This window comes from Solibacillus sp. iso_87 (assembly GCF_056173085.1).
Genome location: NZ_CM149656.1, coordinates 2698595 through 2723994 on the forward strand (window position 1 = coordinate 2698595; position 25400 = coordinate 2723994).

A 25400-nucleotide genomic window follows, 5' to 3' on the forward strand; every position below is an offset into this window, starting at 1 on the left:
CTTAACGACCTTCTTTCTTTATTTGAATGTGTAATTCTTGCATAAGTTCTTTTCCGTATTCTGAATCAAGTGATTCGATGTATTGTTCAAATAGTAAGTTGAAGCTGAACTCTAAAATGCCGTCAACGTCAATGACTTCTGGCTCGATAACATTCAGCGCCCTGTCTTCCACAATTAATTTATTGCCGAATGCAAATGGGATCTCGTACAATTTTTCCAATACATCAATGGACATTTCTTCATCATCAAAATTAGGAAAATAAAAAACCCGAACAATTAATGACTGTTCAAGGCTTTCTTGTATTTGTTCAGCTCTATACTCTTCGAAACGTACAGTAAAAGACGGTTGCACAAATCCTTTTTCGATATCTTGAGCAATGACGGGGATCGTTGGGAATGCTTCTTTTAATTTTCGATTGATGGCTATTCTAAGCGTTGTAGGTGTAATCATAGTTTGTTTTTCGATAGCAAATCGTCAAGCGCTTTACCTATAAGTCCATCGACTTCTCCGCTCGCTTCGAAATCCGCCATACCTTTCTGTAAAACTTTCTTACCAGGTGTGAACCCAACTACTTTCCCATGAACAACTTGTTTGTGTCCATCCTCGATTAAATGGGCATGTGGAGCAGAGTTAATGACACGGGTAACGAATTGACCGTCTTTATCAATAAACACTTTCCCACGTTTCCACTTTTTATGGTACATCCCTGTATCTTTCTTAACTAATTGCCTCGCTCTTTTACTGACTTTGTTCTTTGCATTATTTCCGACCTTACCCATAACCGTTCGCATTGCTTTTGGTGATTGTTGAGCAACTTCAAGCAAATCATTTTGAAAGTCTGACAATCCACTGATTTTCATTACCTCAACACCTCCTGGACAAAGATTTCGAACGTTTCATTTTTTTCATAAGGATTTAAAATATATCGAATTTCGAATTTACGACCTTTGAACATAATTTCCATTTCTTTTGTTATATCTGCATTACCGCCATGCCGCACAATAATTTTGTGGGTAACATTCGTTAAAATGGTATCAGCTTGTTGAACCTGTAGCGAGCCCGTTTGTGGTACGATCTTGGCCCAAATACTTTTAATTCTTCCAAATTTCCGAGTGACTTCACCGAGCTTATTTACCGTTTCGATATATCCATGAATTTCAATCTTATTGCGCAAATCGCCATTATTGATTTTTGGAGTATATTTAAATGGTTGCAATGTCATCACTCATTTCAGCAATAGCTTTCGAAATTGCTAGTGAATTAATTTGAGACTGAAAATTGGAGTTAAAAAATTCAATGGCATCGTTATATGCATACCGGCTACGTTCAAAAACAAGCTCTTTGAATCGCGCACTTATATGCACATCATATTTACCGCATTTTTCGATTAGGTCTTCCACAGATGCAGAAAGAATACGAGTTAAATTACCATCTTCATCATCACTTAACTTCATGCGCTCTTTAAATTCAGCTAAAAGTTCTTCTGTGATTTCATTCATTTAACTCGCCTCTATTCTTTTTCTGTTTCGGTTTCTACTTCTTCAATATAAACCTTCTTGTATTTGTTATCTGTGGAGGACAACGTTTTAAGACGTGCGTTAGAAGCCTTTTTAGCGTCTTTGTGTGGATATTCGTCACCTACTGCATATCGACGTTTATCCTTGTCCTCGAATGCTCTAATGACCTTATACATCGCTTATCCCTCCTGCTAATTTTATAAAAAGTAAAGACCCCTTAAATTAAGGAGTCTCAACACCAGTTCCAAATTTAATATCCAAATCATATAGTAAAGCTGTTTTATTATCTTTAGGTTTACCATTTGCAAATTGTTTAATTGTGTATAAAGTTGCATCTTCCATGGCAAATGTTTGATCGAATTTTTTAAGTTTATATCCACCTGCAATTACCGCCAAGTATTCACCTTTCACGAAGAATAAGGCTTTACCAACTGGAATTTCTTCTGATTCGACAACTTGGATATTGTATGGTAATGCCGTTACCCACTGTCCGTTTGCCGTTTGAATGGTATTACGGAATTGTACACCAATTGCATCAATTGGATTTACAACCATTACCACTTTCCCACCAATTTTACGAGACTCATTTTTAGCGTTAGTTGATAAGGCTTTTACTACGTTATAAAGTTCACCGGCGATAATTTCACCGTATTGAGATGGAGCAAACGTCAATGTACCTGAAGATGTTTTATCAGTTACCGCACCTGTATCGGCATTAACATCTTTCAATAATCCAACAGGTTCACTTTGAGTGGCACCACGACCGTTTACGAAACCATATTCAAGACCGACAGAATAAGATTCAACAAGTAAAGTACGAACGTATCGTTCAATCCATACTGGACCAAGTTCTAACATGTCATTTGGAATTACGGCAAATGCTGTTAATTTAAGTTGCCCGATTTTTTCCGAACGGAACGCTGCATTAACCTGTCCTGAAATGTCACCGAAAATTTCTTTCCACGCAAACGCTTTTGTTGCATCAGAATAAATGAATTTTGTAACAGCGCCTAAGTCTTGTAAACCTAATGCATCAAGTAATGGATGTTCTTTTACTAAATCTTCAAATACTCGTTCTTGAGTAGTTTCCGGAAGAATTGAATCATCTTTAAATCCGCCGTCTAAAACTGCGGCATTAAAGAATGTAGTTTCTTCTGACGTTAAAACGTTTTGACCACGTTGTTGTAAAATTGAACGATCAAGCATTTCATTATTTACTTGTTTTGTAATTGCAGAAGCAACTTCAGTTTGTAAAGCATTGAAATAATTTTCATATGCTTCAGTAGTCTCTTGTTCCGTTACATTCTCTTTTGAAAGTACATCCGTTAATGCTTTCTTAGCGTTTTGGAACGTTTCTGATTTATTAAATTTAATTGTCATTGTGTAATTCCTCCATTTTTTAAATTAAAAAAGCCTAACAACTCTGTTTTGTTTAACAGTTGTCGGCTTTTCTGGTTCTTTATTTGTTAACTCATCAATTTTATTTTGCATAGCTTGCATTTGCGCTCTCATTTGAGCCATTTCTTCACTTTCATCTTCGTCTTCCACAGTTGTTGCAGTAGAAGTAGCGAAACCGATTTCAACAGCTTTAGATGCACTAAACCAAGTTTCAGCATTAACCTTTTCATAAATTTCTTCACGACTTAATTTTGATTTTGTCATGTAAATATCAATAATGCCTGCTTCAAGTTCCTCTAACATATCAGCAACTTGTCGCATATCATTTTTAGTTCCCCATACGATATTAGAAGCTTCGTGAATCATCATCATTGCGCCTGTACCCATGATAACTTCATCACCGGCCATTGCAATAATACTTGCAGCAGAACACGCCCAGCCATCAACATAGACAGTTACTTTTCCCGGATGATCTTTCAAACGGTTGTAAATAGCAATACCATCGAATGCTGAACCTCCAGGAGAGTTTAAACGAACGACTATATCATTTGTTCCAGCTTGCTTCAATGCAAAGTCAACATCAACAGCAGAAGTTGAATCCCAATACCACGATTCACCAATGTCACCGTAGATCGTTAATTCTGACACACCTTTTTCTTCATCATGTGTAGCTGCAAAATTGTGTGGAATGCTTGCTAATTTTTCATTATAAGCTTGGTTTTTAAATCCGAATTTACGTTTCATTGTTATTTGTCTCACCACCTTTCAAAATTTCTTCACTAGTTGCTAGGTTTTTGGTCATGAAATAAGCGTTAAATTCCTCTGAATCTATCGCATCATAACCCAGCTCACCGCGTAATTCATTACCGTTAAATAAACCACTAAAACGAACTTTCTCAATATTATTCGCCATGTCGAAAATGTCTAAATATCGTGGAATATAGACGTTCACAACATCGCCGTTTAAGTAATCTTTTGGCTCAATAAATTTTGCATTAATTTCATCACTGATCTTTTTAATTAATGGCTTGATGGTATACATCATATAGTTTTTCGTTACCTTTTCAACGTCTGCCATATCACCGCGCATTAATGGAATCGGAATCCCTAATGCAGTTGCTACTTGGTCAAAGAAACCGTCAGTAACCTTATTAATTTCATCAACGGATAAAATGCCATTACCGCCACCACTGAAGTGTTCCTTGTATTCGAATCCTGACATCTGTGGAATGACTGCAACGTCTTTTTCACCAAATGCTTTATACATTCGGTCGATGAAATCCTGAACACCTGCCATACCTTCTTCACTCTTTGATGTCGTTCCATCAATGTTTACTGTAGACCGAATTTGGTTTTTACGTTTTTGAGAGCTTAATATTCTACCGAATAACTCACCGTAGTCTTTGTACAGCGCATCGATTAAAGGACTGATTTTTTCATTCGCAAACTTTAAATGTAAAACTTCGCTTTGTTTAAATGTTCGCTCGAATGTAAAGTCGTTTACAGTAACTTGCGAAAAGGTATCTTCATACACAGCTTTTGAATTACGAGTAAAAGAGTCAGCGATTAATAAATCTTCTGTATCGGATTGAACAATCAAACATTCGTTTTCGTACACCATTTTGTACATTAATTTCTGCCAAAATGTTGAAGCCGTCTGGTTAATATTAGGCCGCAAGTTTAAACGTCGATACAATTCGTTTTTGGTATACTTGCCGTTTTCTTTCACCCTAAATTCAGCTTGTGAAATGGTCCGCGCCAAGAATGAAGCGCATGTATCAATCGCAAGCTTTCGCATGTGAGCTCGTTCAGAAACGTCTTGGAATAATTCCAGGTCGAATGAGAATTGAACGTCTTTACGTTTGAAAAATTCTAGTAATCCCATATCTATCTATTCACCCCCTTCCTAGAATCGTAAAGCAGCCAATGCTTTGAATCCTCCGCTACCTGTAATGTCCAAGTCTCGAGCCGCCCAAACGCCATATAAAAAAGCCATGAATCCGTCTGTTTTACGTTTCACTGGCTCTTTTTTGCGATATAGTTTATTTCCTTTATTATCAATCACGACAAGTACATTATTTGTATACCAACGCATCATGCTGTTATCTCCGAAGATGATATTTTCATTATCAAAAGCTAATTCAATTTTTGGTGAAAGTAATGCAGAAGCAGCATCTGGATTTCGAATGACTTCTACTTCAAATCCTTCCGCTTCGAATAATGGTTTTAATAACTCCATTCGGAAATTATCGCCAACAACTTTCTTAATTAAATAGCCTTCCTTACGCTTATCAACGAACCATCTCACAATTAAATGCGGATCCATTGTATCTTTGTGGAGGACCGTTAATAACCCTTGCTGTTCCCATTCACGAATCGGCGCAAATTTACGGTTTTCTTTTTTATTGTTACCTTCGCTCTTTATGCCTGAGTATGCATAATGCTTATCAACAAAAGGTTTGCAAGCAAATGACTGTGTGAGCTCTTTTGGCATAATGAATTTGTCGCCTTCCACAAACAATAAGCCACACGCTGCAAAATCTCGAATGGAGGCATAGTCAACAGTAGCAATACATTCACGGTTTCTAAAGTCGTCAATGTTATACGTTTGATTGGTTGCTTCAATTTTTTCCCATGATGTAACTGACTTTTCTAAATTGATTCTAGGTAAATTCATTCGTTTGGTAATGAAGTTTTCATAACCGGATGAATCATTTTCAAGCTTCTTATATTGCTTATAAACCTTTTTGTATAAAGTTTTTGCATACTCACTCATTGGTGGATGAAATTGAGGATTCGCTTTTTGCCACATGTTTGTATCGTGCAATTCATCTTCATTGTCAATGCAGCACATAAACGGAAACAATGAATCTTCTTTAACCGTCACTTCACGATTCAACACACGCATCGCACGTTCTTTCAAACGATCAATGAAGCCGTCTCTGACAAATCCATCAGTCCCAATAAAAAATTCCCGACTGTCTCGTACTTTACCGAGACCACCCGAGAATACATCTACAACCTCATTATTTTCGTATTCATGCACTTCATCATAGATAACACAGCCATCACGTAAACCATCCTTTGTGGATGCGTTAGACGTTCTGTATTTAAAGATGGCCTTTGTATCGACCGATTCAATCATTGCTTTCTGGTGCTTGAAATAACCTTTCAATGCATCGTTTACATCAATCGTATTATAAACCTCTGTGAACGAAGTCTTTGCTTGGTCCTCACTGTTGGCCACAATCGAAATGTTGTATAAATCGATACCGTGCAATTCACTGATGAAGTAATTCGCTTTCGATGAAACGTAACCATTCTTCCCAGCTCCACGGGCCATATAAATGAAAAATTCATCGAACACTAAACTGTCATCGTCCTTGTATCTTAGGAAAACAAAACATGAGATGAATTTTTGGAAGTTGCCTAATTTGAAGTACCATTTTTCAGTGAACTGGATATAATTTTCAATCTGCTCACTATCAAAATAAATATTGTCCATCGTTAAAACATCTTGCTCAAGCCACTCGATTAAAAGAATACGCTCTTTATTTAATATGATTTCACCATTGCGCCATTGGTTAATATATTCATCAACATAACTGTAGCTAATCAAATCAACCCACCTCGTTCATCCTCGTCTTCCACAGATGACGCAGCAGAAGGGGGCACTTCTTTAACATTTTTCAATTTAAATTTAATCGACTTTTCCAATGCAATAATTTGTGCATTGATTTTCATTTTCTCATTCATTGACGGATGGCTTTTAATAAATTTCTGCGTGCCATTTTTAATGACGATCCGCACGCCTTCTTTATCAATAATTGCATCACACTTTGCATCCAGTTCATACAGACGTATCAAGTTGTTAATTTTTTTGATTTCCAATAAATCTTCTGTATCGACCCGCGCTAAAAGTTGTTGTTTTAATTTTTCTAAATCAATCTTTTCCATGTAACCCCTCCCCTCTGCCCCTTCTAATGTGCAAGGTGTATTTTGAACGAAAAATTTAGACGATTAAGTCCAGCAGCCGGTTTATAGGTTTTCAAAGGTTTGATGAACCTAAAAGGGGCGGGTATCACCATTTTTCATCATTAACCCATTTATTCTTTTTACCATTATGGTTGCTGAACAAATATATCCTATCGTGTATGCGCTCATGGCACTCAACGCAAATCATTTCAATGTTGCTAGGTTCTAACGCAAGCTCAGGATGGAACTCTAACTCTTTTTTATGGTGAGCGACTAACTTAATAACCTTACGACCATTGTCACTCAACTCATAAGTATCAAGAGTAACCCTTCCATTGCGCTTACACTCTTGACACTCTTTGTCGCGCTCATATACTTGTTTGCGCAACTTTGCCCATGCATATGAATTATAGAATTTACGCTTCTGCTCTTTTGATTTGTATTCTTTCAATTCATATCACCTCATAACATCAACACCATTTGTCCTGTATCTTCCACAATCTTCTTATCATTCTTTATTGAATTACAATAATGATGAGCAAGCTTTACGTTATCCCATGTATGTGTACCACCCTTACTGATAGCAACCACATGTTCAATTGATGGATAGTTTCTACCCACAATAAAAGAACCTCTATCATCTATAGTGAAGTCAGTTGAATCACATTGACCTCCACATAAATAACAGACGTTCTTCTCTTTTTGTATTACCTTTTCAATTGTTATTGAATAGTCTACTTTACCATTCGCTCTTGCTTTTCGTTTACGTAGTTCCTTCATTCGGTTGTGTCTACGATTGATACAAGTTTGAGAGCATATAGCACGTTTCCTTTCACTACCAAAAACAGAACTACATTCAATACATTTTATTACGTGCATTACTTTTAATGATGGCTTTGGTTTTATGGCTTCCTTTAAAATCTTTTTTCGTAACAAATGCAATTGTCTGTCACGTACCCTTTGTTCAGCCTTTAAATGTTGAGCGTCAGATTGATTACGCCGCCTTTCGCCACATTGTTCACACAAAATCCTTTTGATTCCTTTAAAAGTTTTCCTTATAGTAATTCCGCTACGAATTGTTTCGTGTCCACAATTTTTACATTTAATTTTCATCGGTTTATCCTGATTAATAAAACCACTAACATATTCAAAACCGATTTCGGCCTGAGCAATCTTATCCGCAAAATTTTGTTCTCTTTCTTCTATGATATCCAACTCTGTTTTTGCAAGTACCCCAGTAAGTCCGTTTTTCCTGCAATGTCTTTTCACTGTAGTCAAACTAATATTTAAACGTTCGGCAACTTTCTTAATACTCACGCCTTCCGTTCTCAATTGAATTATTGCTTCGACAATGTTACAATTCATATATCAACAACTCCTATTCAGTTTGTTGGTCACAATCCTTGATGTTACGAGCATCAGAGGATTATTTTTTTGCATTAAAAAAGCCACGCGATCTATTCGCATGACCTCATTTCCTTTTAACCCTTCCGTTCACCCGTTTATGAATCTGCTTATTACAATTCATCAATTCTCTAAGCTCACGTTCAGATAATTTCTCTTTATTCTTAATCAAAGGACGATGAACAGCATTTAATTTATCTCGCGTATCATCATCGATTAAATTGTAAATTTCCATGTGTTCACCGCCTTCTCTTTAATTAACCACGTACCTTTGATTTGTATATTAAGATTCCAATTAATCGAATTTCCGTTATGAAATAAGCGCCTTCTATATAACGAATTTTTCTTATCACAACATTCCCTACCTTCCACAGTTATGATTGATTGCATAATAAAAAGCCGTCAGCAATCGCCAACGACTTTCATATTGCCCCATTCGCTTTTATAGTCTGTTTAGGCTTTCGACTTATGATATTTCGTTTGTATAAATTATGGTATGTTATCAATTTACACGGTTTTGTTGCGCAATTCACTAGGTTGCACTATTGCGGTAGTTTTCTCAAATTGTTTAGTATTTACTGGACTTCATGTTCTTCAATTCCGACATTTAAATAATGTCCATCACTGTTTAATTCTTTGTTAGACAGCAATTCTTCTTTGCGTTTTTCCGCTTTTCTTACACTGTCATAAACACCCCAAACACTTGTTGTCATATCGCCACTTTCAAAAACTGTTACTGTCCAAACTTTCATTTTCCCACTCTCCTTACTAAAAAAGTTATTAGCTTATGAAGCACCCACAACCACCCATATCAAAGAAATCGAGTTGTTTAGAACCAGCTTCATATTCTTCTTTAAGCTGTTGTAATGATAAATTTTCACGTTCACCATTTACGGTACGTTTCAAAATAGTTACTTCTTGTCCTAAATAATCTTGCATTTCTTTTTCGTACTCTACCATCCATTCAAAACGTTCTGGAAACTGTCGAAGTAGGTTTAAGAAATGCCCTTGTCCACCCTTTACACACATCCCTCCACAATTGTTGTGTGAGAACCCGAGATCGTACAGTCTAGGTGTTTTAATACCTAATTTGTTAAGTTCATTAAGCATTTCATCTTTAGTCATTAATGGTTCTTCGCACATCGGAAACTCGACTTTATATGGAGCCCAATTTCTTTCAGGTGCTGCTTTTCGGTGTGATTCGGTCCAATCGATGCCTAGATACAAAATACATTCATCTGGTTTGAAATTTTCCTTAATCCATTTATCAGCAGTCTTTTGTTTTAAATGGTGTGAGCATTGAGCGAGTCTGCTATTACCAAGCCAGCGGACATCTTTAAATACTTGCCAAGGTGTACGACCATCTTCAATTCTGACGTATTCAACATCCATTTCCTGAACTGTTTCATCTACGAATCTATATAAATCTTCGTCCTCGATTAGAGTGTCTGTAAAAAATAATATGACGTTTTCTTTACCGTGCTTTTTGACTACTCTTTTAGCAGTCATCCAGGAGCCAATGCCACCGCTATAGAAAATTATGTGCTTCATCTTTTCACCTTCCTGTTACTCAACAATTTTGTTCGATTACTTACTAAACCCAACCTAACCGTCTAGCCGTTTCATCGATCAATGCATTCCGTTTTCGTAACACTCGATACGTTGACATATATAATTCATCACCGATATGCTGCCACTCATACGCTTCATTCTTATCAAAGTAACGCATATCCACGATTGTTTTTTGGTCGTGATCCAATTCCTTATACATACATTCAATGGTTTGGACAATGCGTTTTAAATTTTGGTATTTCGTATCTTCCGCAAGCACGATCGCTTTATTCCCAGTCGTATCAGAAATACGATTCACCTTCCCTCCACCAATATTCGTATCAGCTTCCTGGTATGCATTTAACAATTCCCATTCACGAAACTGTAAATCTTTTTTATATTGTTGAAGGTTAATCCAGTAATCTTCGAGTTTTTGTATATCATGCCTTGATAGTTTCATGATTTGCCCTCCACAACTTACGCGTATGCGCCCATTATTGTTTCATCCGCTTCGAAATCTCGGACACGAATATTTTTAGTGCATTCACACTTATCGTCAAATCCCCAAAATTTGAAGTTGTCGTAATAACCTTTGAATTCGATAACCACCATATCCAGTCCACAATTACATTTAGGTTTTTGTTTAATATTCATATTGCCCCTCCACAATCTATTAATATATATCTGTGACGCTTCACAATGCGCTGTAAGGCTCTCTATTATACTTTTGGTACTCTCGTTAGGTAAAAGATTAGAAAGCCTTTAGCGACTGTTTAAATGTGTTATATTGATATGCGCATTATTTCGCCTTCAACTTCTTCTTCAAACGATTAATCTCATTCAAGTTTCGCTTTTTCCAATACCTAAAGAAATGGTGACTAACATTCAACCCTTTATAAAAATCACCATCTGACATTTTGTTGAGCTTAGCTTGTACATAATCCTCAACGGCAATCGAATAGTCAGGTTTCTTAACTTCCTTTTCAACTTTCTTTCTAAAAGGTACGATTTGACCGCTTGTTGTAACGTCCATTCGTGGTTTCGTTAATTTGAGTAATTGCTCGCCTAAAGGTATTAGCTTTACACAATGCTCACACGTTTGTTTAATATGTGCATTGCTGCAATGGCAAAGTTTCAGAATGCCATTGACCTGCTCAAGAATATCTAAACGCTTTTGTAACAACTGGTTATCCGTCATGATAAACACCCCTTATTTGATTTTCTTCTTTCCGTTGTTTCGGAATCGTGGTTTTTTATGATCCAGTAGCGCTTTGTATTTTTTATTCAACGCAGCATACGATTTCTTTAATGCACGAATCGTTTCATTACGGTGAATCAGTTGACGTTTCAATGCGTAGTTTTCCGCTTCAATCCTTTTATAATGTTCCCAGGCTTGCTGTTCTTGTATTGTCTGCTCGTCAAGTTGGTGCATGGAATCACCTCAATCTTCTAATTTAACAGCTACAACCTTTTGGCCACGATCTTTCCTTCTACTAGCCGGCATCGAATAGTAATAAATTGTGTTTCTCGATACCCCTCGAAATTCCGCTAATTCATCAAGCGTCCCAATTGCCAGTAATTCATCGCCTTTGTATAATGCGTAATCATTCGTATCTTTCGGTCTGCCTCGATTAGCCATTTGGATCACCTCATTATTAGTATCGTGTATAACCATTGCTAACTAACTTGTGATTGTGTGCCCATATCGTATCTTGTGTCCCATCATCAAATTGGACATGAAAAGCTTGATAAATATAGGAATGGTGTTTGTGATGCAGAATACAACCTATAACCACTCCGTATTTTGTTTTTTCGACTTTACGAACTTTGGCAAGAAATTTATCTGTAACTGCTACTCGTCTACCTTCAAGTGATTTCTCCATGTAAAGTTTCGGTGTATTCATTGCACATCAACTCGCTTTATACTGTCCTCCACACTGAACTTCTCAGGATAGCGTGTTTTTAATTTGTCGATGTTGATTGTTAAAACGTTCGAATATTTGAATCCGTAATGTTTCGTGATTGTTTTTAATGTGAACAATATATCGATTAATAAATTTGGTTCAAAAAGTTCATGCTCACGTCCATGGAAAATATGCTTTTTTACCGATTCCGAAATTTCACTGGAACGCGACAATAATTCTTCGAGGATTTCACTAGGTGCTAATTCGCCATTACTTATAACACCTACATGCTCAGGTAAATCTAAATCCATCAATTGAGCTAGTCCGACTGCATAATGCGAAACGTCACCGATTTCTTTTAAAAATTCAACATCCAAAGCACCGTGAGTAATACCGTCATTATGCACCATCATTAACTCTACTGATTCTCCAACTAGACCCATTGAATAGTTTACTAACATGTGTTCATATTCCACTTGATTAGCTGGTTCCCCACCAAATGGCATTGTGCGTTTTGATAAAGTTTGAAATTCAGTTAAGTTCATATATTAGTAATCTCCTTTTTACTCAATAGTTTTCTCAAAGTGTTCAGTATTGAGATTTTAATTTTTGTAGTTGATTAATTAGAGCATCAATTGATTTTTCATGTCCGAAATACAATGTACCTAATCTACCGTTTTTGATTTCTTCGTCTGTCACATCACAATCAACATCTATAGCTAACGGATATTCTTTATCACGCTTCACAAAAGTGATGCAATCTGCTTTTTTATCCTCTCTTGTAGATGCGAGCATAATTGCGATATCGCCTTTACCCATTTCAATAATCATGAATATTTCCTCCTTTTTTCCTCAACAATTTTGTTCGTTTATTTAGTAAGCCGATTTAAAAAATTTCCCTCCATCCATCACCCTTCAATAACTCCACAATCGGCGAGAAGTAAGGCACCACGACCTCAACTTCTGCTTCATCATTGATTAACGCAAAACGCTTCATGCCTAATTTCTTATCCTCTAATGCTTGCATACGTTTCATTCGTTCTGCTTGCCGCTTCAACTTCCTACGTTTCTCTGCATTTTCTTTTGTCTGTACTGGTATGCCGTTTTTATTCAGTGTTTGCATTAGAACACCTCACTTGTTTTCTTCCACTCTATATTTCTCTAGCTCCCGTCTTAATGAGGTATTTTCACGCTTTACCTCTCCCAGTTTCTTTTTCAGAGCTTGATACTCGATATTCTTTTCATGTGCTGCCTTACTATGCTTTCGTTTCAATCGCAGTTCTTCTGAACGTAAATGCCCCATGACCCCCGATACAAGTTTTGCCGATACAACCTTTTGCGTTTTACATTTTTCGATTAGCGTATTAAGTTTAGTCATTTAAAACACCCCGTTTTTTAGGTAATGCCTTGCTTGATATAAAAACCGATGATACAAATTGTGAGCAATGATATTTTTACTCATTGGAACAATTTCAAAATTGTATTTCGCTTTGAATGATTCAAGTCGGCCCTTCAATGCTTTTGGATCATACTTGCTACGGTAATTTCCTTTTGCTAGGTTTTCATCGAAATTCGGGTCCTCCACAAACAAAACAAACTTGCTATCCTGGCTACGTATAAGCTCATTAATAAATGCCTGCTGCGTATCTTTCTGTAAATTGCCACATATCTCGTCCAATGAGTTTTTACGTTCTACGAAACTATTGAAATATAAATCTCGGGTAATCCCGTATTTTAAAGTTTCATCATTACTCGGAATCATAAAGCTGTAATCGCCCGTATCTAATTTTTGAACTTTCATGGCAATGTTTTTCTGCTTGAAATATTCAAGAATGTGCAAGGCCGATTTTTCGCGTGTGTCCATGATTATTGTTAAATGCTTTAGAATGGCATCAATTTCTTTGTCGTTGTATTTATATCTGATCAAGCGTTTACGCTCCCTTCTTAGCAAACGCGACTGCCCTTGCGTAGATTTCGTTTTTTAATGCTGCTGATTCATCGTTTTCATAATGTCGCCAATCCTCATAAATTTCTTTCCAACCGTTTTTAGCGAGTGCTGCTTGATATTCTACGAATAAATTCAAAGCAGTTTCATCGTTGTTTAAGAAATTGCTGATTGATTCGTTTGTCTGCCAACCGCATAACGCAACAATCATTTTCCATAAAGTTGTATCAGTTGCATTCATGCCTTCCACAGATTGAAGATATTTATCGATTTCGGGAAAAATCGGTTCGGCTGATTTCAAAACTTCAGCCGGTATATTTTTATGGTTTAGTAATTTTAATGAGCCGTCTTTTTGGCGTTCGATAATTCCGCCGTGCCGCCAAATTCTTGATAAAACGAAAATGACCATTTTCCGAACCCCCTTTACTGAATGAGTTACTTAAAACATCGTTCAGTAACTAAGTAACCCCAAAAAGTTACCTAAAGTTACTAAAGTAACTCTCACTCTAGCCTTACAGCCCCAAGGGTTTCAGTAGTTTTATATATTAAAAAGTTACAAAAGTTACTTAAATTCACGGTTACGCTCTTATATAGTACTTATATATTTATTTTTATTTTTTAATTAATACTAAAACTAAGTAACTAAAGTAACTAAGTAATAATAAAAAGTACTTCAAACCCTTGGTATTACTGGTTTTATGGAGTTATCTAAAAAAGTTACTTAAATAACTCGAAGTTACTAAGCAAGCGTAAAACCCGCTTTTTCGGCTCCTTCAGTAACACTTTCTTGTTCTTCAGTAACCCCTAAAGGTTTCCTGTCAACTAGTGTAATTCCATAAAAATACATTTTATTTTGAGGGCCACGTTCTTTTTTGAAACCTTTTGTTTCCAACATTCGATAAAAACTACGATTTCCTAAAGTACGTTCACCCGATTTGAAACAAAAATTGTTATAAATGCTGTACAGTTCTTTTGCTTCGATTTTGACCTCTTCATTTTCCTTATCTGTATAGCAACATTCTGCAAGGAACGGATCTAAAATATCCATATCTTCTTTGTACATTCCAGTTGCTCTTGTAACGACTTTTGGTTCTTTCAATCCGTCCTTTTGCCATTTCAAGCATCCTTCGATTGCCCAATTTAAGATGCCTGGCATTTCGAGCGATAACTTTTCCGGTAATTTTTTATCTCGTTGATGTGCCGGTAAATTTAAATCGAATGGAACCAATTTCACTCGGCGCCAGATACCTTCATCAAGTCCACCAATGATTGGTTTATGGTTTGTCGTAAAGAACACTTTAAATTCCGGAATATACTCGAAATATTCTTGTCGTAGGAATCGGGCCAATACCGGCTCACCACCTGTTATCTGCTTAACAAATGATTCTGATAGCTTTTCGCCTTCCTCCGATTCGATAGCAGACACAAAACGGCTACCTACGAGCCTTGCAATATCGTTATTAGCGCCCGTTTCCTTTTTCTTGATGAATGTATCGGACTTCGCTTGTTTGCCGTATTCGCCCACTAAATCCTTTACAATGTTGATGAATGTACTTTTACCATTACTACCTCCACCAACAAGGAACATCATGATTTGCTCGGAAATATCACCTGTTAATGAGTAACCAATTAAACGCTGCATGTACTCGGCTAAATCTTTGTCCCCTAAAAATATTTGATCCAGGAATGATAACCATGTTGGACACTGTGCGCCTTCCACATATTCAACATTTGCTATTTTCGTTAATCGCAATTCCCTGTCATGTGGTTGCAGTTTGCCTGTTTTTAAGTTCACAACACCGTTTGCTACGTTCAATAAATATTTGTGTTTATCAAATTCAGCACGATCTGCGGGAACTAATATTTTTAAGTCCTTAATCGCACTTTCACGGACATTATGCTTTTCGCAATGTCGCGCCCATTTCTGTTCGTTTTCGTCCTCAGATTCACCTAATTTGCGAACAACCTTTGCAACGATCCGATGCAATTTTCCTTTTTCGTCATACTCCCAAAACTTGCCGTTCCAGATATACCAACCGACCGAAGGAATATAGCGGATAATATGGCCATATTCGTATGCGATTCGTTCGGCGTTTCCTAAATCGGTTAATTTAAATTTACGAGCTGGCTTTTCCGGAACTTCTTCCACCACATCATCACTGTGGAAGGCAAATGAAAATTCGTTGTCGCTTTTATGGTCCAATACCGTTGTGGTAGTAGAAGCGATGGCCTTTGCAATTGTGCGTTCTCCGTATGTCTCGCCTGTGTCGCCGTATGTGATTCGGTCCCATTTATCACGCATAAGAGCTGTTTCACGAAACATTGAATCCATACGATTCGCTGATTTCCCTGTCCAGAAAGCTAGGTGATTCATGAGTGCCATATCGCTGCTTGAATGATCATCGTTGATTAAATGGCCATTGTATAAAGCTCGAATTTCATCGCCTGCTTTACCATTGAACATTTTCTGCCATAACTGCTCGTTTGAAATTTTAATATCATCGCTTTCATAGTCTTGCAGTTTTACGATGCGGCCCTGTAAATCACTATCATCGAAATATTTTTCAAGAAGTTCCTTAAGTTCGTCTGTACGATCAAATATTTCATTGGAATTTTCACGGTTGCCTGTCATGGTAAAGTAACGGCCGTGCTGATATACTTCTAATCCTAATTTCGAGTTTTTCCGGCCTGTCCCGCAAATTTCTACTGGAAGGCTCCCACGAACGATAATATGAACGCCGGTACCGCTGACACTAAATTCCGTATAGCTATCTAATGTTTCGATTATTTCCTTTGCGAAATCGCTAATGATTGGATTTTCTCGATTCATATCATCGGCTGAATACGATACGCATTTATCAATATCGATGCCCACGAATTTATCACGTTTCGAAAATACAAACCCGATGCCATCTACATTGGTTTTTGTATAAAATTTTGCTGCAGTCGCGAATGTGGACCATGTTTTAGCATCGTTTGAACGGGCTTCGTTCCCATCAATCTGATATGGAATTTTCGTTATTTTCCCATTGTCCTTCTCTTCAGCCTTCCACAAGATCCAATTGGGCATGTTTCGTAATTCGGAAGGAATTTCGTTGAAGTTGTATTGAATTACTTTCATGCTGCTCACCTACTTGTTGATTCCTTTGATTTCATTAAGAATTTCGATTTCATAAAAAGTTGCGAAATTAATTTCATGTGGATGTTCATAACTACCGCACCATAGCGTCCCTAAGCCATCGTGATGATGATAGAAAATCGTATTGTGATCCCAGTTACCTTCGAAAAACCTAACTTTCACAATGTAATAAGTTCTTGTTTTCAACTGTGAAATATCACGACTACCCTTCACTTTTTCAGTCATTCGAATCACCCTCCTTGTAAATAGAAGAAAACGCGATTCTTATTTCTTCACCGATTAAATCAATCGTCATTTCCTCGCTTAATATTCCCGCCATATGATAATCATTTAAAATACCGTGAATGTTATCGAACGCCTTTACCTTCACTTCTAATTCTTGAATCGAATTCTCCAAGCAAGCTAGATAAACCAACTTATCTGCCGTTTCTTCTTTTGCGTGTCCAATCCATTCCAAAGCGCTTAAATTTTGATATTGAACTGTTGTGCCGTACTTTTTCAAACCTTTTTCAGTTTGTTTTATCAATAAACCTTGTACCTCACTTAGCACTGGATTTTGTTTGATTTCATTAGTAATTTCTTTCACTTTTAGCCCTCCATAACCGAATTTGGGTATAAGAAAAGAGAGCCCCAGAAAAAGAGCTCTCTATTAAGTTTTTAATTAGAATGGTAGATCCGATTCTTTAACAGCCACTTGCGTTTGTCCTAATGAAGTAGGTTGCGTATATTTCACACGAGCACGCATTACTGTTTTATCTCGGTAATCCGGTTCATGCTTCACAACAAGTTGTAAGTTGCGGCCTAACAATTGATTCGCCATATCTGCTAATGATGTGAATGGATGGCCGTTTGCAAACCCAGCTGATTTGAGTAACCCTTGCACCATTCCTTTAGCTCCATCGCTACCGAATGTGAAATTATTGAACATGAATTTTGCGCCTTGGTGTTCCTGTGTGAAGTCTGAACGAATTTCATAAGTCAGTGTTAACATTGGAGCACCATCTTTTGTTTTTGTTTCCTCTGCTGCAATGATCGTACCTTCATAAGTCCCTTCTGCTACTAAACCAAACCCTTCGCTTGCTTGTGATTCATCAAATGTAAAGAATGTCATATTATTTTTCCTCCTGTTGTTTGTTATTTGTTGTGGAAGGCATATTGCCTACTTTGAAAATATCTTCATGCGCACATGATTTTCGATTGTCCAATTGATTTTTCGCGAAAATATATGGCGATGGTTCTAAAATGAAACCGTAATTTCCTGTTTCTTCGTTTTTCACTGACTTTGCTACCATCTGGCACAATCCCATAAAGTTGTTAATAATCTTCATTCGAATATCGGGATATGCTCGATTGACAATTTGTCCACTTGGTAAATGCCATGCATCTGTGATTTCCCATGCTGTGAAAACCACTCGTTTACCTAAACCTTTAATAAATCGAATACTATCAATTATGAAGAAATCAATTTGTTGATAGTTTGCTTGAGACGGAACACGATTGTTATTACCGTCACGGCCCAAGTTTGCTAACATCGAACGAATTAGCTCAGAAATGTTATCGAAAAAGATTGTGTCGTATTTGCTTAAATCTGCTTTCGCTAAATCTTTCATTAGCTCATTCCAAGCATTCCAAGCATCATATGAGTTAAAGCTTAATATGTCGATATTCTCCGAACCTTTTAACACCGATTGAGTATTGTCGATGGGTATATAAAGTGTTTTGCCTTCTAAATATTTAGCAGTTGAAGTTTTACGCATGCCGGGATTACCATATATCAGCCAAGTAGAATTATCCGTTTGTATTTCCGTTGCCGGTGTAATTTTCACTTACTTCACCCCCTTAAAAGATTTCATTTTCTTTTGGTGCTTCAGTCACTTCCTCAATGCTCATTTGACCATCCGGAGCATCATTTCGAGGTGTTTCACCGTCCATAATGTCGCGTGGTGTATCGTAGCTGTAAGTTAAATCAACAAGGTAATATGTGCCATATTTATTATGCTTCTCCGTAATTTTGTGCATCATTAGGTAGTTACTTTCTTTTGCAGAAGTAACGATTTCCTCTGCTTGCTCACGTGTATCTGCATAATGTTGTTCTTTTTGGTTTAATTTGATTTTCGACATATTATTTAGCCACCTTTTCAAAGTTTAAATAAGCCTTGCCACCATTAGCGATAACTTCCTTCGCCCATTCATCGTATTGTTGAGCTGCTTCGATTTCCGATTCGAAACGTTTCATTTTGCGCTTACCTTTATACGAAATTTGCGCTCTCCAACGACCACATTCCTTATCCCAATACACCCCACGATAACGACTTGTTCCATTGCCTTTGCCTGGTAATGGTTCTGGAACATTCATGATATTTGTAACAACCTTTTCAATTTCAACTGTCTGCGGATCGCTTGTATGAATTTCGATAGTTCCTTTCATTAGCGATACCGGATTATAAAATATCCCATCAAGATTTCGACCTGCGACATGCTTGTTGATTTCCTTAATGACCTGAGCGACTGAAAATTTACCTACTGGAATGTGCGCTATTTTTGTCATTTGCCTATCCTCCTATCGAATCCGAATCGATTCCCCTTGTTGGATTTCTACACCGTTTATTTCAGCGCCATTCTTTAACTCTGCTAAAATAGCTTTCTTATCGATATTCCGTACTTCTTCCACAGAAATGAATTGTGGAGGGATAACCGCATCATCTAAAACTTTTAATGAAGGTGGATTTTTCTGAACAGTGAATGTGAATTTCTCACCTTTAAGTTTCTTCTCGCCACTTGCTTCCATTGCCAGTTGCATATTTTCTTTCATTCGCTTAATAGAATTTTCCATTGCTTTACGGCGCTCAGCTAAACGCCCTTCTTCTGCTTTGATGCCTGCAATATCTGATTCAACGTTTTTCATAACAGAAGCATAGTTTTCTAGTTTCTCTGCAAGCTCCCCGTCAATCGCATTCAATGCTTCAATGAATGCTTCTTCCGGTGCGCCATCCTCGATTAGTTGCTGAATCAATTTATATTTATCTGCGATTTCGTAGATTGTCGCCATTATTTATTCACCCCAATTTCATATTGAGCGTTGGTATCGTTGATGATTTTTAATCTCGGATAACCGTGCAATTCATCTCGATTAGAATCGTAGTAGTTATCGTAATCTCGTTCATCCTCTAATGCATGCCAAATTTCCTTACCTCGAATATCTTTTACTTCGATTTCCCTATCGCGATCTTCGACATATAAAATTTGACCAACTGCATAATGAGATGGTTGCACAGCCTGTTCAAACTCACTAACATCCAACCCTTCTAATCTACCAACCGCAATTGCTTTACCAATATCTTCGTTGAATACATCTTTAGGTGAACATACAGCAACACCCGTTAACGCATCGTAGCCTTTACCTTTGCGGATGATTCGCCATGCTAATACTTGGTTGCCTTCGATTTCAAAATGTGTATCATCTGATGCTGTAGCATCAACAAACCCCTTAGCCTTCTCAATAATTTCAGCACGTAATTGATTGGCTGTAATAACCGGTGTTTCATCGACCATTAGAATGCCTGGGTTGTAACCATCCATTAATTCGTAAACATCTACGTTTTTTAGGTTACGACCATGTTCATATATGTTAAAAGTAACATCGCAAATTGAATTTCCGTCATAGTGAGCAGCTCCTATAGACGATTCTCTATTTATAAGATAAGGTTTATTTTGCTCTCCGTTATGAGGATAAATTTTCGAATTAAATATAATTACATCGTTTAACCTCGCTTCACGGTCAACCTTTTTATATTGCTTGCCTTCAAATTCGATAGTGTCATTTGCTAATGCTTCCTCAACAACTGTGGAAGGCTTACGAATTTGGGCAACGATTAATTTCAGTTCAGATAACTCGTTTTCTAACACTTCTACACGTTGTTCGATAAATTTATTTGTCATAATTTCCTCCGATTTATGGTATACTACCACTGTCTTTTAGTTTTTTATTGCTCGTTTAGAAGTTGCAGCTTCTAGCGAGTTTTTAATTGATGCGTACCATCTTCAATCAGATAACGAATGACATTATCCCTGTGGATGGCTTCATCATGTTGATTGAGAATATATTCCTCACCAGGTACAATTTCCGTACCGTATTGATCAAGCATCATGACTTCACAATCACATTGACTTGCTAACCTTCCACACTCATTGCAGCTGTTCATGCATGTCCAATCCTTTCAACTCCACATGGATTTCGAACAGACGTCTTTTGCAACGTTCAATTTCTTGTTCGTCCTGTCGCTTAAGTGCATAACTTAACGATGCTAAATAATAATCCTGGTCAGCTAATATTGATTCCCGAGCCAGTTTCACTAAATCCGATTTGCGGAGAATCTTAATCATTTGTTTCATACTGATCGCCCCTAACATTTTAATGTTGGTTGTTGCAAGGCTAATTCGTAGGCTGCTTGTAACTGTTCAAGTTGTGTCATTTTGAATCACCTTCCAATGCTTTACGAGCCAATAATTCAACACGCGATACGTATTCAGTTGGATAAACATGATTTCTAAGTGCCGTTATTTCTTCGAGTGTCTCACGTAATTCTTTTACTTCCATAAACTTTGCACCTAATGCATATTTACACGCTCGATTATCATTACTCAATCGGTTATTGTGGTGATTCACCGTATCGATAATGTGTTGCTTCTTTTTAATCGTGGCTTTCATACGACCGACTTTATTACGCAATTCTTCAAGTTCTAAAGCGGCATTAATTATTAACTCGCCATTTTCGTAACCCATTTCATTTGCGATTTGTTTTAACTTAGCTGCATCTACTTTAGTCATCAATTTCATCACCACCCGATAAATCCACATCATCTTGCATGAACGCTTGGACAATATCCCGTGCATCCATCAAGCCGTATGTGCGTTCCTTTAATGCCTTGCGATCCTGGACTTTTTCATTTACCGCGAAAGGTTTTTCTTCTACATCATTTGCAATTTCATCTGCTAAGAGTTGAATTTCCAATTGATTTTGCGCAATTACTTCACAGATAGAGTCGAAAATATCGTCATGTTGACCAATCCATTTGAGACATTCATCCATACTCACTTTTAACGGATTTTCAACATAATACTGTGCGTATTTTTCGTTGTAATAAGTGGCTAATGTTTCGCCATCGGAAATCATCACCCTATGCACATTGCCTTCAAAATAATCAACTGAACGTACTTCGTGTGCTTTGCCTTCCACAATTAATACAGGTTTCAATTTGTTTCCTCCTTTTTATCTGCGATTAGAACGTAAGAATGTTTTGCGATACCATGAAGACTGCTCGTCAACCTGAATATTATTTAATTGATGTCTCATTAACCCACCCTTTCGCCATTTCACTTACATGTGCTTTAATCATTGCTACACGCTCACTCGCTTCCATTGAACGCCATTCACGAATATTGATTTTCATTTGGTTTCAACTCCTTATGGATTAAAAATTTGATAAAAATTGTCGTCCAAGAACTGTGCCATTTTCTTAGCATGAAAGCTCCACTTCTCGCCTTTTGCTTTGGGATAATATACAAACCCACCCTGCAGCACATCTAACTGTTTTTTGAATCTAGTTGGATAAAGAACGTTTTCTTTTATCCAAACTTGTTTTTTGCCTATACGATCCTCCAAATCTTGCATAGTCCAATAGATTCCTTGTAAGGCAGATTCTTTTAAAGTTTCATATTCAACTTTTTCAATAAGTACAAGGTGTTCTGGGACACTTACAGTCAAATTAACTTGTAACTGTTGCATTTAATTCACCTCATTTAAATATCTAAAATTTTACGGATGTGCTTGATATGTTCTTGTGCTTTCGGGCCATCTTTACGACCTCGAATAATATCTGTTAAATACGCTCCTGAAATACCTAACATTGCCGCTAGATCCTTCTGACTCATTTTCCGTTTAAATAATTCACTTCTTACTAGTGCTCCCAAATCTTCCGTCATTTTACAACCTCCCCTACAAACTTCTATTGATATACCGTCATTGGCTCGGTAACACAGCGCATTATACAAAAAATTACCAAATAATTTTTTAGCTAATCATTGACATACGTTAGCTTAAAAGCTATTATAAAAACATAACGAAATAAGACTTTTGAAAAGCCTTCAAATCAACATTTAAACCGTTCCCCAACGAAAAATGTTTATAGGTTGCGTTTTTATATTGTCTTTTTTAACTAATCTATTAGCTTATGAACCTAGTATATTAGCTTAAATGCTATTTGTCAAACTAAAATAGCTTAAAAGTTAATTTATTCTGTCATAAGCTCCGGGAAGGTTGATACAAGTGGGTTTAGTGAATAGAATAAAAATTTTATGTGATGAAAAAGGTATTACTTTTGCAGAACTTGAGAGAACTGTTGGAATCTCTAACGGTCAAATTAGAAGATGGGATAAAGCATCGCCAAAAATTGATAATGTAAATAAAGTTGCTGATTATTTTAAAGTTACTACTGACTATTTGACGGGTAGAACTAATGAAAGAACTTTTGTAGATAATTATGAAATTGAAACGATTGCTGCTCATCATGACGGAGAGGAATGGACAGAAGAGGAATTAGACGAAATAGAACGCTTCAAACAATTCGTAAAAATGAAACGTAGCCAGTAATTCGAGTGGAGTGATTGCAATGATATTAACTTATGAACAACTTATACATGAAGCATACACTGATCAAGTTAGCGTATCAGAAGAAATAATGCAACCACGCATTAAAGGTTTGTATTCTGACAATGTCATTTGGATCAATAAATCAATTATTTCCATAACCGAAAAGAAATGCGTTTTGGGTGAAGAATTAGGACACCATTACACATCCTCTGGTGATATTTTAGAACAGAACAAAATTGTTAATCGCAAACAGGAATTGCGAGCTCGTAGATGGGCTTACAACAAGTTAATACCGCTTGAAATGTTTATAAGAGCTCATCAAAGTAATATAGCGAATAAGTATGAGTTAGCAGATTTTTTAAATGTGACAGAAGATTTTTTAAACGATGCAGTCCAATGGTATATAAGTAAATACGGTCTTTCGGCTTCCGTGGAAGGTTATACTATTTGCTTTGAGCCATTAGGAGTTTTGGAAATGTTTGATTTCATTGAAAGAGCTATTTGAATTTATAAAGGAGCAGAATCCATGGCAAGCATAACGAAACGTGGAACTACATGGCAATATCGCGTCAATCATATTGTGGATGGCAAAAGAAAGCCAATTGTAAAAGGCGGTTTTCGTACGAAAAAAGAAGCACAAACCGCAGCAGCAGAAGTGGAACTATCATTAAATAAAGGTGTACAGGTAATCGTTAAGGAAAAATCCTTTGCCGAATACTTTAATCAATGGATTGAATTATACAAGTCAAATAAACACGTGAACACATACAATCGTTATCGAAACTCTTATGAGCGTATCAAAGAACATTTCAAAGAGAAACCAATCCAAAAAATTACTCGTGCAGATTATCAGAAGTTTTTAAATGACTACGGCACTGGTAAAACTAAAGAAACTGTTCGAAAACTCAATACACATGTACGAGCTTGTGTTAAGGACGCAATTGAAGAAGGTTATATTAATAAGGACTTCACTCAAAAAGTTGAATATAACGCTACTGTCGCTTCAAAGACAAGTGATGAAAAACATTTGAATTATAATGACAGCATCAGATTTTATAATGAATTATTTAATCGTTTATCTACAGATACAAGTACATACCATTTAATTTTACTTGGGCTTGTATCAGGAATGCGCTATGGCGAACTAACAGGTTTAACTACTGATTGCTTTGATTTTAAAAATAATCGTATCAGTATTTATAGATCCTGGGATTATAAAAGAGGGACAGGATTTGGGCCATTGAAGAACGAACAATCAAAAAGGACTATCTCAATTGATAAACGTGTCATGCTGGAATTTAAAAAACTGTTGTTAGCATTGCCTGCTAATGAAAATAATTTGGTGTTCTATAGACAATCGGTAATTAAGACCGTTACTAATGAGGGCGCAAATAAGTTATTGCGTAAAGTACTTGAAGCATTACAAATTGAACATATTTCAATTCATGGGTTACGTCATACCCATGCGTCTGTACTTCTATATAAAGGCTCTAATATCAATTCAGTTTCGAAACGATTAGGACATGCAGATATTCAAACAACAATGGAGCATTATGCGCATGTATTAAAAGAGATGGAAGAACGTGATGAAGAGATCGCAATCAACATGTTCACATCTTAATTTTTTTGTTCACCTTGTACACTTTTTGTGCACTTCAATTATATTTTATATGTTATTTAATGCGTTTCTTAAAATATTACCCAATAAGAAAAACCGCCCAAAACCTTTTATTATCAAGGTTTCAAGCGGTTTTCTTCGTTGTATTATGTTGACCATAATCACTTGTATTACGTCCCAGGAGGGATTCGAACCCCCGACCGACGGCTTAGCTTACCACTATAGTTTTCACTACTTATACAGATGTATAATTTGTTGGTCTGGACTATAACTTCACCATTTCAGGTGCGACACGTTT

Annotated in this window: 44 protein-coding genes; 3 read left to right on the top strand and 41 right to left on the bottom strand. The window is 36.7% G+C overall.

What is annotated here, in order from left to right; genetic code table 11:
• Window position 1: 1 nt before the first annotated feature.
• The 41 genes from AC0VXV_RS13720 to AC0VXV_RS13920 form a co-directional block, all read right to left on the bottom strand.
• The gene (locus AC0VXV_RS13720) at window positions 2-451 is read right to left on the bottom strand and encodes a phage tail terminator family protein (RefSeq protein WP_475528761.1); all 450 of its coding nucleotides are present in this window, start codon (window positions 449-451) and stop codon (window positions 2-4) included.
• On the bottom strand, window positions 448-861 hold the full coding sequence (locus tag AC0VXV_RS13725) for an HK97 gp10 family phage protein (RefSeq protein ID WP_475528762.1): 414 nt from the start codon (window positions 859-861) through the stop codon (window positions 448-450). The genes AC0VXV_RS13720 and AC0VXV_RS13725 overlap by 4 nt, the downstream gene beginning before the upstream one ends.
• Window positions 861-1217, bottom strand: coding sequence for a phage head closure protein (locus AC0VXV_RS13730; RefSeq protein ID WP_475528763.1), 357 nt, complete (start codon window positions 1215-1217; stop codon window positions 861-863). The genes AC0VXV_RS13725 and AC0VXV_RS13730 overlap by 1 nt, the downstream gene beginning before the upstream one ends.
• A complete protein-coding gene (locus tag AC0VXV_RS13735) occupies window positions 1204-1500 on the bottom strand; it encodes a hypothetical protein (RefSeq protein ID WP_475528764.1) in 297 nt (98 codons plus the stop codon). The genes AC0VXV_RS13730 and AC0VXV_RS13735 overlap by 14 nt, the downstream gene beginning before the upstream one ends.
• Window positions 1501-1511: 11 nt before the next feature.
• The gene (locus AC0VXV_RS13740) at window positions 1512-1694 is read right to left on the bottom strand and encodes a termination factor Rho (RefSeq protein WP_475528765.1); all 183 of its coding nucleotides are present in this window, start codon (window positions 1692-1694) and stop codon (window positions 1512-1514) included.
• A gap of 46 nt (window positions 1695-1740) precedes the next feature.
• Window positions 1741-2898 carry a phage major capsid protein gene (locus AC0VXV_RS13745; RefSeq protein WP_475528766.1) on the bottom strand — a complete coding sequence of 386 codons (1158 nt, stop codon included), beginning with the start codon at window positions 2896-2898 and terminating at the stop codon, window positions 1741-1743.
• A gap of 24 nt (window positions 2899-2922) precedes the next feature.
• Entirely contained in the window at window positions 2923-3660 is a 738-nt protein-coding gene (locus tag AC0VXV_RS13750) for a head maturation protease, ClpP-related (protein WP_475528767.1), read from the bottom strand.
• Window positions 3650-4801: a phage portal protein gene (locus AC0VXV_RS13755; RefSeq protein ID WP_475528768.1), complete on the bottom strand. Its 1152-nt coding sequence runs from the start codon at window positions 4799-4801 to the stop codon at window positions 3650-3652. The genes AC0VXV_RS13750 and AC0VXV_RS13755 overlap by 11 nt, the downstream gene beginning before the upstream one ends.
• 21 nt (window positions 4802-4822) lie before the next feature.
• Complete coding sequence (locus AC0VXV_RS13760) at window positions 4823-6535, bottom strand: terminase large subunit domain-containing protein (protein ID WP_475528769.1); 1713 nt, start codon at window positions 6533-6535, stop codon at window positions 4823-4825.
• Window positions 6532-6873 carry a terminase gene (locus tag AC0VXV_RS13765; RefSeq protein ID WP_475528770.1) on the bottom strand — a complete coding sequence of 114 codons (342 nt, stop codon included), beginning with the start codon at window positions 6871-6873 and terminating at the stop codon, window positions 6532-6534. Before AC0VXV_RS13765 ends, AC0VXV_RS13760 begins: the two co-directional genes overlap by 4 nt.
• A gap of 124 nt (window positions 6874-6997) precedes the next feature.
• Complete coding sequence (locus tag AC0VXV_RS13770; RefSeq protein ID WP_475528771.1) at window positions 6998-7342, bottom strand: HNH endonuclease; 345 nt, start codon at window positions 7340-7342, stop codon at window positions 6998-7000.
• An 11-nt stretch (window positions 7343-7353) separates the two neighbouring features.
• On the bottom strand, window positions 7354-8256 hold the full coding sequence (locus AC0VXV_RS13775; RefSeq protein WP_475528772.1) for an HNH endonuclease: 903 nt from the start codon (window positions 8254-8256) through the stop codon (window positions 7354-7356).
• 106 nt (window positions 8257-8362) lie between these two features.
• The gene (locus AC0VXV_RS13780; protein ID WP_475528773.1) at window positions 8363-8530 is read right to left on the bottom strand and encodes a hypothetical protein; all 168 of its coding nucleotides are present in this window, start codon (window positions 8528-8530) and stop codon (window positions 8363-8365) included.
• A 340-nt stretch (window positions 8531-8870) separates the two neighbouring features.
• The gene (locus tag AC0VXV_RS13785) at window positions 8871-9047 is read right to left on the bottom strand and encodes a hypothetical protein (RefSeq protein WP_475528774.1); all 177 of its coding nucleotides are present in this window, start codon (window positions 9045-9047) and stop codon (window positions 8871-8873) included.
• A 28-nt stretch (window positions 9048-9075) separates the two neighbouring features.
• The gene (locus tag AC0VXV_RS13790; RefSeq protein WP_475528775.1) at window positions 9076-9846 is read right to left on the bottom strand and encodes a hypothetical protein; all 771 of its coding nucleotides are present in this window, start codon (window positions 9844-9846) and stop codon (window positions 9076-9078) included.
• 43 nt (window positions 9847-9889) lie between these two features.
• A complete protein-coding gene (locus tag AC0VXV_RS13795; RefSeq protein WP_475528776.1) occupies window positions 9890-10306 on the bottom strand; it encodes a transcriptional regulator in 417 nt (138 codons plus the stop codon).
• A 17-nt stretch (window positions 10307-10323) separates the two neighbouring features.
• The gene (locus AC0VXV_RS13800; protein WP_475528777.1) at window positions 10324-10500 is read right to left on the bottom strand and encodes a hypothetical protein; all 177 of its coding nucleotides are present in this window, start codon (window positions 10498-10500) and stop codon (window positions 10324-10326) included.
• 145 nt (window positions 10501-10645) lie between these two features.
• Window positions 10646-11044 carry a hypothetical protein gene (locus AC0VXV_RS13805; RefSeq protein ID WP_475528778.1) on the bottom strand — a complete coding sequence of 133 codons (399 nt, stop codon included), beginning with the start codon at window positions 11042-11044 and terminating at the stop codon, window positions 10646-10648.
• Window positions 11045-11056: 12 nt separating this feature from the next.
• Complete coding sequence (locus tag AC0VXV_RS13810) at window positions 11057-11278, bottom strand: hypothetical protein (protein ID WP_475528780.1); 222 nt, start codon at window positions 11276-11278, stop codon at window positions 11057-11059.
• A 9-nt stretch (window positions 11279-11287) separates the two neighbouring features.
• A complete protein-coding gene (locus AC0VXV_RS13815) occupies window positions 11288-11485 on the bottom strand; it encodes a hypothetical protein (RefSeq protein WP_475528781.1) in 198 nt (65 codons plus the stop codon).
• A gap of 261 nt (window positions 11486-11746) precedes the next feature.
• The gene (locus tag AC0VXV_RS13820; RefSeq protein WP_475528783.1) at window positions 11747-12295 is read right to left on the bottom strand and encodes a nucleoside triphosphate pyrophosphohydrolase family protein; all 549 of its coding nucleotides are present in this window, start codon (window positions 12293-12295) and stop codon (window positions 11747-11749) included.
• Window positions 12296-12338: 43 nt separating this feature from the next.
• Window positions 12339-12581 carry a hypothetical protein gene (locus tag AC0VXV_RS13825; protein WP_475528784.1) on the bottom strand — a complete coding sequence of 81 codons (243 nt, stop codon included), beginning with the start codon at window positions 12579-12581 and terminating at the stop codon, window positions 12339-12341.
• 55 nt (window positions 12582-12636) lie between these two features.
• Window positions 12637-12873, bottom strand: coding sequence for a hypothetical protein (locus AC0VXV_RS13830; RefSeq protein ID WP_475528785.1), 237 nt, complete (start codon window positions 12871-12873; stop codon window positions 12637-12639).
• A 9-nt stretch (window positions 12874-12882) separates the two neighbouring features.
• Entirely contained in the window at window positions 12883-13128 is a 246-nt protein-coding gene (locus tag AC0VXV_RS13835; protein WP_475528786.1) for a hypothetical protein, read from the bottom strand.
• On the bottom strand, window positions 13129-13677 hold the full coding sequence (locus AC0VXV_RS13840; RefSeq protein WP_350478010.1) for an ERCC4 domain-containing protein: 549 nt from the start codon (window positions 13675-13677) through the stop codon (window positions 13129-13131).
• Window positions 13678-13681: 4 nt separating this feature from the next.
• Window positions 13682-14104, bottom strand: coding sequence for a hypothetical protein (locus AC0VXV_RS13845; RefSeq protein WP_475528787.1), 423 nt, complete (start codon window positions 14102-14104; stop codon window positions 13682-13684).
• 330 nt (window positions 14105-14434) lie between these two features.
• Window positions 14435-16816: a phage/plasmid primase, P4 family gene (locus AC0VXV_RS13850; RefSeq protein WP_475528789.1), complete on the bottom strand. Its 2382-nt coding sequence runs from the start codon at window positions 16814-16816 to the stop codon at window positions 14435-14437.
• Window positions 16817-16825: 9 nt separating this feature from the next.
• Complete coding sequence (locus AC0VXV_RS13855) at window positions 16826-17059, bottom strand: hypothetical protein (RefSeq protein ID WP_475528790.1); 234 nt, start codon at window positions 17057-17059, stop codon at window positions 16826-16828.
• Window positions 17052-17420, bottom strand: coding sequence for a hypothetical protein (locus AC0VXV_RS13860; RefSeq protein ID WP_475528792.1), 369 nt, complete (start codon window positions 17418-17420; stop codon window positions 17052-17054). Before AC0VXV_RS13860 ends, AC0VXV_RS13855 begins: the two co-directional genes overlap by 8 nt.
• Before the next feature lie 75 nt (window positions 17421-17495).
• Window positions 17496-17945: a DUF669 domain-containing protein gene (locus AC0VXV_RS13865; RefSeq protein WP_475528793.1), complete on the bottom strand. Its 450-nt coding sequence runs from the start codon at window positions 17943-17945 to the stop codon at window positions 17496-17498.
• A gap of 1 nt (window position 17946) precedes the next feature.
• The gene (locus tag AC0VXV_RS13870) at window positions 17947-18660 is read right to left on the bottom strand and encodes an AAA family ATPase (RefSeq protein ID WP_475528794.1); all 714 of its coding nucleotides are present in this window, start codon (window positions 18658-18660) and stop codon (window positions 17947-17949) included.
• Between the two features lie 13 nt (window positions 18661-18673).
• Entirely contained in the window at window positions 18674-18955 is a 282-nt protein-coding gene (locus AC0VXV_RS13875) for a hypothetical protein (RefSeq protein WP_475528796.1), read from the bottom strand.
• 1 nt (window position 18956) lies between these two features.
• The gene (locus tag AC0VXV_RS13880) at window positions 18957-19382 is read right to left on the bottom strand and encodes an AP2/ERF family transcription factor (protein WP_475528797.1); all 426 of its coding nucleotides are present in this window, start codon (window positions 19380-19382) and stop codon (window positions 18957-18959) included.
• Window positions 19383-19394: 12 nt separating this feature from the next.
• Window positions 19395-19883: a siphovirus Gp157 family protein gene (locus AC0VXV_RS13885; protein ID WP_475528798.1), complete on the bottom strand. Its 489-nt coding sequence runs from the start codon at window positions 19881-19883 to the stop codon at window positions 19395-19397.
• Complete coding sequence (locus AC0VXV_RS13890) at window positions 19883-20773, bottom strand: hypothetical protein (protein ID WP_475528799.1); 891 nt, start codon at window positions 20771-20773, stop codon at window positions 19883-19885. Before AC0VXV_RS13890 ends, AC0VXV_RS13885 begins: the two co-directional genes overlap by 1 nt.
• A gap of 71 nt (window positions 20774-20844) precedes the next feature.
• On the bottom strand, window positions 20845-20982 hold the full coding sequence (locus AC0VXV_RS13895) for a YqaI family protein (RefSeq protein ID WP_475528800.1): 138 nt from the start codon (window positions 20980-20982) through the stop codon (window positions 20845-20847).
• Window positions 20983-21019: 37 nt separating this feature from the next.
• Window positions 21020-21226 (bottom strand): hypothetical protein, encoded by a 207-nt coding sequence (locus tag AC0VXV_RS13900; RefSeq protein ID WP_475528801.1) that lies wholly within the window; start codon window positions 21224-21226, stop codon window positions 21020-21022.
• A gap of 76 nt (window positions 21227-21302) precedes the next feature.
• On the bottom strand, window positions 21303-21665 hold the full coding sequence (locus tag AC0VXV_RS13905; protein ID WP_475528802.1) for a hypothetical protein: 363 nt from the start codon (window positions 21663-21665) through the stop codon (window positions 21303-21305).
• Window positions 21655-22089: a hypothetical protein gene (locus AC0VXV_RS13910; RefSeq protein ID WP_475528805.1), complete on the bottom strand. Its 435-nt coding sequence runs from the start codon at window positions 22087-22089 to the stop codon at window positions 21655-21657. Before AC0VXV_RS13910 ends, AC0VXV_RS13905 begins: the two co-directional genes overlap by 11 nt.
• Window positions 22090-22299: 210 nt before the next feature.
• Entirely contained in the window at window positions 22300-22620 is a 321-nt protein-coding gene (locus AC0VXV_RS13915) for a DUF771 domain-containing protein (RefSeq protein ID WP_475528807.1), read from the bottom strand.
• 14 nt (window positions 22621-22634) lie between these two features.
• The gene (locus AC0VXV_RS13920) at window positions 22635-22817 is read right to left on the bottom strand and encodes a helix-turn-helix domain-containing protein (RefSeq protein ID WP_475528808.1); all 183 of its coding nucleotides are present in this window, start codon (window positions 22815-22817) and stop codon (window positions 22635-22637) included.
• 343 nt (window positions 22818-23160) lie between these two features.
• Here AC0VXV_RS13920 and AC0VXV_RS13925 point away from each other — a divergent pair, with 343 nt between their 5' ends.
• Genes AC0VXV_RS13925 through AC0VXV_RS13935 form a run of 3 tightly spaced genes read left to right on the top strand, consistent with a single transcriptional unit; the run spans window position 23161 to window position 25105 of the window.
• Window positions 23161-23484, top strand: coding sequence for a helix-turn-helix domain-containing protein (locus tag AC0VXV_RS13925; protein WP_475528810.1), 324 nt, complete (start codon window positions 23161-23163; stop codon window positions 23482-23484).
• Between the two features lie 19 nt (window positions 23485-23503).
• A complete protein-coding gene (locus AC0VXV_RS13930; protein WP_475528812.1) occupies window positions 23504-23989 on the top strand; it encodes an ImmA/IrrE family metallo-endopeptidase in 486 nt (161 codons plus the stop codon).
• 21 nt (window positions 23990-24010) lie between these two features.
• Window positions 24011-25105, top strand: a complete 1095-nt coding sequence (locus AC0VXV_RS13935; RefSeq protein WP_475528813.1) for a site-specific integrase — start codon at window positions 24011-24013, stop codon at window positions 25103-25105.
• Window positions 25106-25400 lie beyond the last annotated feature (295 nt).

Coding starts and splice junctions, on each gene's coding strand:
- AC0VXV_RS13720 (WP_475528761.1), bottom strand. CDS start 451: ATGATTACACCTACAACGCTTAGAATAGCCATCAATCGAAAATTAAAA.
- AC0VXV_RS13725 (WP_475528762.1), bottom strand. CDS start 861: ATGAAAATCAGTGGATTGTCAGACTTTCAAAATGATTTGCTTGAAGTT.
- AC0VXV_RS13865 (WP_475528793.1), bottom strand. CDS start 17,945: ATGACATTCTTTACATTTGATGAATCACAAGCAAGCGAAGGGTTTGGT.
- AC0VXV_RS13885 (WP_475528798.1), bottom strand. CDS start 19,883: ATGGCGACAATCTACGAAATCGCAGATAAATATAAATTGATTCAGCAA.
- AC0VXV_RS13765 (WP_475528770.1), bottom strand. CDS start 6,873: ATGGAAAAGATTGATTTAGAAAAATTAAAACAACAACTTTTAGCGCGG.
- AC0VXV_RS13805 (WP_475528778.1), bottom strand. CDS start 11,044: ATGACGGATAACCAGTTGTTACAAAAGCGTTTAGATATTCTTGAGCAG.
- AC0VXV_RS13890 (WP_475528799.1), bottom strand. CDS start 20,773: ATGACAAATAAATTTATCGAACAACGTGTAGAAGTGTTAGAAAACGAG.
- AC0VXV_RS13915 (WP_475528807.1), bottom strand. CDS start 22,620: ATGCAACAGTTACAAGTTAATTTGACTGTAAGTGTCCCAGAACACCTT.
- AC0VXV_RS13900 (WP_475528801.1), bottom strand. CDS start 21,226: ATGAAACAAATGATTAAGATTCTCCGCAAATCGGATTTAGTGAAACTG.
- AC0VXV_RS13880 (WP_475528797.1), bottom strand. CDS start 19,382: ATGACAAAAATAGCGCACATTCCAGTAGGTAAATTTTCAGTCGCTCAG.
- AC0VXV_RS13755 (WP_475528768.1), bottom strand. CDS start 4,801: ATGGGATTACTAGAATTTTTCAAACGTAAAGACGTTCAATTCTCATTC.
- AC0VXV_RS13795 (WP_475528776.1), bottom strand. CDS start 10,306: ATGAAACTATCAAGGCATGATATACAAAAACTCGAAGATTACTGGATT.
- AC0VXV_RS13875 (WP_475528796.1), bottom strand. CDS start 18,955: ATGTCGAAAATCAAATTAAACCAAAAAGAACAACATTATGCAGATACA.
- AC0VXV_RS13785 (WP_475528774.1), bottom strand. CDS start 9,047: ATGAAAGTTTGGACAGTAACAGTTTTTGAAAGTGGCGATATGACAACA.
- AC0VXV_RS13820 (WP_475528783.1), bottom strand. CDS start 12,295: ATGAACTTAACTGAATTTCAAACTTTATCAAAACGCACAATGCCATTT.
- AC0VXV_RS13920 (WP_475528808.1), bottom strand. CDS start 22,817: ATGACGGAAGATTTGGGAGCACTAGTAAGAAGTGAATTATTTAAACGG.
- AC0VXV_RS13790 (WP_475528775.1), bottom strand. CDS start 9,846: ATGAAGCACATAATTTTCTATAGCGGTGGCATTGGCTCCTGGATGACT.
- AC0VXV_RS13845 (WP_475528787.1), bottom strand. CDS start 14,104: ATGGTCATTTTCGTTTTATCAAGAATTTGGCGGCACGGCGGAATTATC.
- AC0VXV_RS13775 (WP_475528772.1), bottom strand. CDS start 8,256: ATGAATTGTAACATTGTCGAAGCAATAATTCAATTGAGAACGGAAGGC.
- AC0VXV_RS13810 (WP_475528780.1), bottom strand. CDS start 11,278: ATGCACCAACTTGACGAGCAGACAATACAAGAACAGCAAGCCTGGGAA.
- AC0VXV_RS13750 (WP_475528767.1), bottom strand. CDS start 3,660: ATGAAACGTAAATTCGGATTTAAAAACCAAGCTTATAATGAAAAATTA.
- AC0VXV_RS13825 (WP_475528784.1), bottom strand. CDS start 12,581: ATGATTATTGAAATGGGTAAAGGCGATATCGCAATTATGCTCGCATCT.
- AC0VXV_RS13855 (WP_475528790.1), bottom strand. CDS start 17,059: ATGACTGAAAAAGTGAAGGGTAGTCGTGATATTTCACAGTTGAAAACA.
- AC0VXV_RS13830 (WP_475528785.1), bottom strand. CDS start 12,873: ATGCAAACACTGAATAAAAACGGCATACCAGTACAGACAAAAGAAAAT.
- AC0VXV_RS13780 (WP_475528773.1), bottom strand. CDS start 8,530: ATGGAAATTTACAATTTAATCGATGATGATACGCGAGATAAATTAAAT.
- AC0VXV_RS13735 (WP_475528764.1), bottom strand. CDS start 1,500: ATGAATGAAATCACAGAAGAACTTTTAGCTGAATTTAAAGAGCGCATG.
- AC0VXV_RS13935 (WP_475528813.1), top strand. CDS start 24,011: ATGGCAAGCATAACGAAACGTGGAACTACATGGCAATATCGCGTCAAT.
- AC0VXV_RS13835 (WP_475528786.1), bottom strand. CDS start 13,128: ATGACTAAACTTAATACGCTAATCGAAAAATGTAAAACGCAAAAGGTT.
- AC0VXV_RS13895 (WP_475528800.1), bottom strand. CDS start 20,982: ATGATGCTTGATCAATACGGTACGGAAATTGTACCTGGTGAGGAATAT.
- AC0VXV_RS13930 (WP_475528812.1), top strand. CDS start 23,504: ATGATATTAACTTATGAACAACTTATACATGAAGCATACACTGATCAA.
- AC0VXV_RS13850 (WP_475528789.1), bottom strand. CDS start 16,816: ATGAAAGTAATTCAATACAACTTCAACGAAATTCCTTCCGAATTACGA.
- AC0VXV_RS13800 (WP_475528777.1), bottom strand. CDS start 10,500: ATGAATATTAAACAAAAACCTAAATGTAATTGTGGACTGGATATGGTG.
- AC0VXV_RS13815 (WP_475528781.1), bottom strand. CDS start 11,485: ATGGCTAATCGAGGCAGACCGAAAGATACGAATGATTACGCATTATAC.
- AC0VXV_RS13745 (WP_475528766.1), bottom strand. CDS start 2,898: ATGACAATTAAATTTAATAAATCAGAAACGTTCCAAAACGCTAAGAAA.
- AC0VXV_RS13740 (WP_475528765.1), bottom strand. CDS start 1,694: ATGTATAAGGTCATTAGAGCATTCGAGGACAAGGATAAACGTCGATAT.